This is a genomic window from Mycobacterium sp. IS-2888 (assembly GCF_001954215.1).
GTDB lineage: Bacteria > Actinomycetota > Actinomycetes > Mycobacteriales > Mycobacteriaceae > Mycobacterium.
Genome location: NZ_MBET01000096.1, coordinates 1 through 4,937 on the forward strand (window position 1 = coordinate 1; position 4,937 = coordinate 4,937).

At 71.7% G+C, this 4,937-nt stretch carries 5 protein-coding genes; 2 read left to right on the top strand and 3 right to left on the bottom strand.

The genetic code is table 11. From position 1 onward, the window contains the following. The 3 genes from A5745_RS18515 to A5745_RS18525 all read right to left on the bottom strand — a co-directional run. Positions 1–1,219 (bottom strand): hypothetical protein (locus tag A5745_RS18515; protein ID WP_254848614.1); only part of this gene is annotated, 1,219 nt, incomplete at its 3' end. A 200-nt stretch (positions 1,220–1,419) separates the two neighbouring features. Next, positions 1,420–2,499: a hypothetical protein gene (locus tag A5745_RS18520; protein ID WP_076117926.1), complete on the bottom strand. Its 1,080-nt coding sequence runs from the start codon at positions 2,497–2,499 to the stop codon at positions 1,420–1,422. A 134-nt stretch (positions 2,500–2,633) separates the two neighbouring features. Beyond that, positions 2,634–4,073, bottom strand: a complete 1,440-nt coding sequence (locus A5745_RS18525; protein ID WP_083662978.1) for a hypothetical protein — start codon at positions 4,071–4,073, stop codon at positions 2,634–2,636. A gap of 279 nt (positions 4,074–4,352) precedes the next feature. On the opposite strand from A5745_RS18525, the gene A5745_RS24790 reads away from it, so the two are divergent. Together A5745_RS24790 and A5745_RS24795 are read left to right on the top strand one after the other, a co-directional pair. Next, positions 4,353–4,679, top strand: coding sequence for a hypothetical protein (locus tag A5745_RS24790; protein WP_175879853.1), 327 nt, complete (start codon positions 4,353–4,355; stop codon positions 4,677–4,679). Positions 4,680–4,700: 21 nt separating this feature from the next. Beyond that, positions 4,701–4,937, top strand: a 237-nt coding sequence (locus A5745_RS24795) for a hypothetical protein (protein ID WP_217695293.1), incomplete at its 3' end; no start/stop codon positions are given.

The following is a 4,937-nucleotide window of genomic DNA, read 5'->3' on the forward strand; positions in this document are numbered from 1 at the left end:
GCGGCGGCGGTGGTGACGACGGCGCGGTCAGTTGGGCCGCGGTGGGGGTGAACTTCCCCGGCGGCGGCCACGGCGGCACCGCGACGGGAGCCGGAGCCTGGGGCGCCGGCGCCTCCGGAAGTGGGGCGGGCGCGGGAACCGCAGCCGGGGCAGGCTCGGGAACCGCAGCCGGGGCGGGCCCAGGAACCGCAGCCGGGGCAGGCCCGGGAGCCACCGGGGCCGCCGGTGCCGGCTGGGCGGGGGCGACGACGTTGTGGCCGGGAACGGGCCGCACACCGGACGTGGGCCGGATGGCGATCGCCAGCGAAACGACAAGCGCCGCCACGCCCACGATGAAGATGCCCGCCAGGGCGCTTCCCACCAGGCCGAACGATCTGCGCTCGCCGACGTCGACGAAACCCGTCGCCGGGGCGTGCTCGCCGGTGTAGGTGTCGGCGAAGTCCTCGGGAACGGCGCTGTAGGCCAGGTCCTCTTGGGCTTTCGTGCCGGGGAAGTCGAAATAGCCCGGGGCGACCGCGAGCGGCTCGATGGCTCCGGTGCCGGGATCCTGAGCGTAGGCACGCGCCGCGGTGGACGAGACAAACAGCGGCGCGCTCGCCGACGCCAGCGCGGCTCCGCGGGCCAGTGCCGTGTGCGGCTCCTCGGGCGCCGTCAGCGGAAGGGTGGTCGCCGCCTCCAGCGCCGGCTTGATCAACGGGATGTCGATGCCGGAGCCGACGACGAACACCGCGTCCGGGCGCGCCGCCAACCCCTCGGCGGTCGAGACCATTGTGGCGAGCTTTGCCACCGCGGCCTCGTCGTCGTCCGGGAGGGCCTCGCGATGGACTTCGGCGATCGATCCGTCGGCGCTGTCGACGACCGCCAGGGTTGCGGTGTCGGGCTCGATGTAGAGCAGCGCCGTCTGGGCGTAGTTGGTTTGGTTGCCAACCGCTTGGGCCAGCGCGGCCGCGGCCAGGAACGCCGAGACCAACATCACATTCTCGACCTTGTGCGCGGCGAGCGCATCGCGCAGGGCCGCAGCGTCGACGGGGTCTGTGAAGGTGACTCCGGTCGACGCCAATTGGTAGCCGCCCTCGGCGGCGCCCTCGCGGGTGCCGAGGATCGCGGACACCACTTGGTCGGCGGCGCTCACTGTGGCCGCGTCGTCGTCAGCGGAAACGTCGAAGTTGTCTTCGTCGACGGTGGCGCCATCCCCGTTTTCGCCCTCGACCAGCACCATCCTGACTGCCGTCGGCGCCATCGACACACCAAGTACGGTGTCCAAAGCTCCTCCATGGTCGTATCGCTAGCCATCACGTCCAGGGACTTCGTCGTCGCACACTCCACCGGCGGCGCTACGCCGCGAATTCCCCCTGGGTTCCCTAATCGCCCGATTTTACGCGTGTTCGACGCATCGGGCGCCTCGACCGAGGCTACCCGCTACGGGCCCGGAATGCCGTGCCCGAGGTGGCGGTGCAGCCAGTCGTCCACGCGGTCCCTGGGCCGCGGATCCGGTGGCGGGGAGTCCCTGGGGGGTGCCGCCGTTTCCGGGCCGGGGCCCGCCGAGGGCGGCGGCGCGGGCGCCGGTGCGACGACGGACTTGCCGACGTCCGGCCGCTGTTCCACGTGCGGGCGGATGCCGAAGGCCAGCGCGAGCGTCAGCGCGACCGCTCCGCCGACGAAGACGACCACAGCGGCGGCGATCGCCACCAGCGCCTTGCGGCTGCGCCGCCCACCGGCCTCGGATTCGGCGGCGGTGCCGCCGTCGTCCGCGACGTCGCTGTAGGCGAGCCCGGCCAAGCCGGACCCGCCGGGATCCGCGTCGGGCAGCGCTGCGGTGGACGGGGCTCCCAAGTGAGCGTTCGCCGACGCCAGCGCCGCCCCACGCGCCAATGCCATATCCGGTTCCTCGGGTGCCGTGACCGACAGCGACGTCGCCGCCTCCAGCGTCGGCTTGATCGACGGGATGTCCACGCCAGAACCGACCACGAACACCCCGTCCGGGCGGGCTTTCATCGATTCCGCACCCGAAACCATCGCGGTCAGCTGCGCCAGCGCCGCATCGTCGCCGTCGGGCAGGGGCCGCCGGCGCACATCGACGATCGACCCCGCGGAGCTGTCGACGACGGCCAGCGTCGCGTTGGCCGGCTCGACGAACAGCAGGGCGGTGCGCGCGCAATTCGTCGCGCTGCCGACCGCCTGAGCCAGCGCCGCCGCGGCCATGAACGCCGAGACCAACATGACGTTCTCAATCTTGTGTGCTGCCAACGCATCACGCAGCGCGGCGGCCTCGGCCCGATCGGTGAAGGCCACGCCGCTGGACACCAGCTGGTTGCCGCCTTCGACGGCGCTTTCCCGGGTCCCGACGATCGCGGCGATCACTCGCTCCGCGTCGACCGCCGCACCGCCGGTGACGGCGAAGTCGTCCTGATCGACGGTCACCCCGCCGGCGCCCATACCTTCGACGAGCACCATGCGGACTGTCTCCGGCGCCATAGAAACGCCAAGTACAATGTCCACCGTTATCTCCAAGTCCCCCAACGGATTTGCTGCCTTGCACGGCGCATTTCAGGGCTTGCCAATCACCGGTGCGATCGAGCCCCAGTCCGCCACCATAGCTCGACGCGGCAGATTCGCCGCACTGACGCGCGCGGCTACCTGTGCCCGAAACCGCCGAATCCGTGGCCACCGCCGAAGCCCCCGAAGCCATGCCCACCGCCGAATCCATGGCCGCCGAAGGGTCCGAAGCCGTGACCACCGCCGAATGGCCCGTGGCCCCCACCGAAGGGCCCACCGCCGAATGGCCCGCGGCCGCCAAAGGGTCCGCGGGGACCGGGCCCGCCGCCGAATGGCCCGCGGGGGGCCGGGGGGCCGATGATCGGCACGCGCGGAACGGGCACAAGCACGGGCGCCGGGATCGGCGGAGCGGCGGGTACCGGGGCCGCGGCTGGCGGGGCGATGGGATGCGGCACCGCCACCGGAGCGGGCGCCTGAATTTTCGGTTTTGCGATGTCGGGTGGCGCCGGGGCGGGCGCGGGTTGGGTTGGGACGACGACGTTTTGGGCGGGGCTGGGACGCAACGCGACCGTCGGCCGGATGCTGATCGCCAGCGCAATCTCCAGCGCCACCACCGCGGTGATGAATATCACCGCGAGCGTGCTGCCCACCAACAGGACCGACCGGCGGCGCTGCGCGACCTCATCCAAACCACTGGCGCCACCAGCGTCGTCGTCCGGTATCGCGCTGTAGGCGACGTCGAGACTACCAGTCTCGGCGCCGGCGGATGGCGCTGCGGCGCCGCGGTATTCGGGCACGTATCCGGGCAGTAGTCCCGGCGACTGTGCGGTGAATGCCAGGGGGTCGACCTCGCCGGTGCCGGGATCCAGCGCGTATCCCAGCGCGGCGGTGGACGACGAGAACAGCGGCGCGTTCGCCGATGCCAGCGCCGCGCCCCGGGCCAACGCCATCTCTGGCTCGTCGGGAACCGAAAGCGCGAGTGTGGTCGCGGCCTCCAGCGCCGGCTTGATCAGCGGGATGTCGACGCCGGAGCCGACAACGACCAGACCGTCCGGGCGCGTTTTCAGCGATTCAGCACGGGAGGCCAGCTGGACAAGCTCGGCGACAGCCTGGTCTTCGTCGTCGGGGAGAATCCTGCGGTGCACATCGGACACCGATCCGTCGGCGGTATCGACCACGGCCAGGGTCGCGGTGTAGGGCTCGACAAAGAGCATCGCGGTGTTCGCGTAATTGGTGGCGTCGCCGACCGCCTGCGTCAGCGCAGCCGCGGCCATGAAGGCCGACACCAGCATGACGTTCTCGACCTTGTGCGAAATCAGCGCGTCCCGAAGCAACGCCGCCCCGACGTGATCGGTCCAGGTCACTCCGGCCGACAGCAGCTGATAGCCACCCTCTTCCGCGCCTTCGCGCGTGCCCAGGATGGCCGAGACCACCTGGGTGGGTGCGGTGCGGGGCGAGTCGTCGGTGACGTCGAAGTTGTCCTGGTCGACGGCGGCCCCGTCGGCGCCTTCACCTTCGACCAGCACCATGCGGACCTTCGTCGGCGCCATCGATACGCCAAGCACGACGCCCACCACCGCTGAAAGTTCTCCTTCGATAGTCTGCTGTGCCGCCCGCACAGCGCGCGGACCGCACCGTTATCTCGTTGTCACCCAAGGATTTTGATCCCGTAGCACCGCGCAGGATCTCCGGGTTAGCTGGGCCTTATGAAGTTCTAGCGAATGGGCGGCACATCTTCTTGACCAGCCCTTATCTGCCTGAGACTACTCGCGTAGCCGCCGGGTTGCTGAGTACCCGTCGCGGTGCGTTTCCGAGTTGTAACGCCGGGCCCGTCCAGCCACGACGGGCGGCTACTTGTGCCCGCCGCCACCGCTACTGTGGCCACCGCCGAAGCCGCCGCCCCCGCCGCCGAAGCCGCCACCGCCGAGGCCACCGCCGCCGCCAAGGCCGCCACCACCGCCGAACGGCCCGCCGCCACCGCCGCTGTGACCGCCGCCGAACGGCCCACCGCCGCCGGCCGGTCCGCCACCACCAAATGGCCCGCCTCCGCCGCCAAATGGCCCGCCTCCGCCAATCGGCCCACCGCCGATCGGTCCGCCGCCGAATGGCCCACCGCCACCGCCGCTGTGGCCACCGCCGAGGGGCCCGCCGCCGAACGGCCCGCCGCCGCCAGGACTACCTGACCCCGTGCCGGGCAACGGGACGTGTACCGGAGGCTGGGCTACCACCGGCGGCTGGGCTATGACCGGCGGCTGCGGCACGTGGACCGGCGGCTGGGCTACCACCGGCGGCTGCGCTACGACCGGCGGCTGCGGCACGTGGACCGGCGGCTGGGCTACGACCGGCGGCTGCGGGACGTGGACTGGCGGAGTCACCTGCGGCGGGGTCACCTGCGGCGGGGTCACCTGCGGCGGCTGCGGCACGTGGACCGGCGGAGTCAC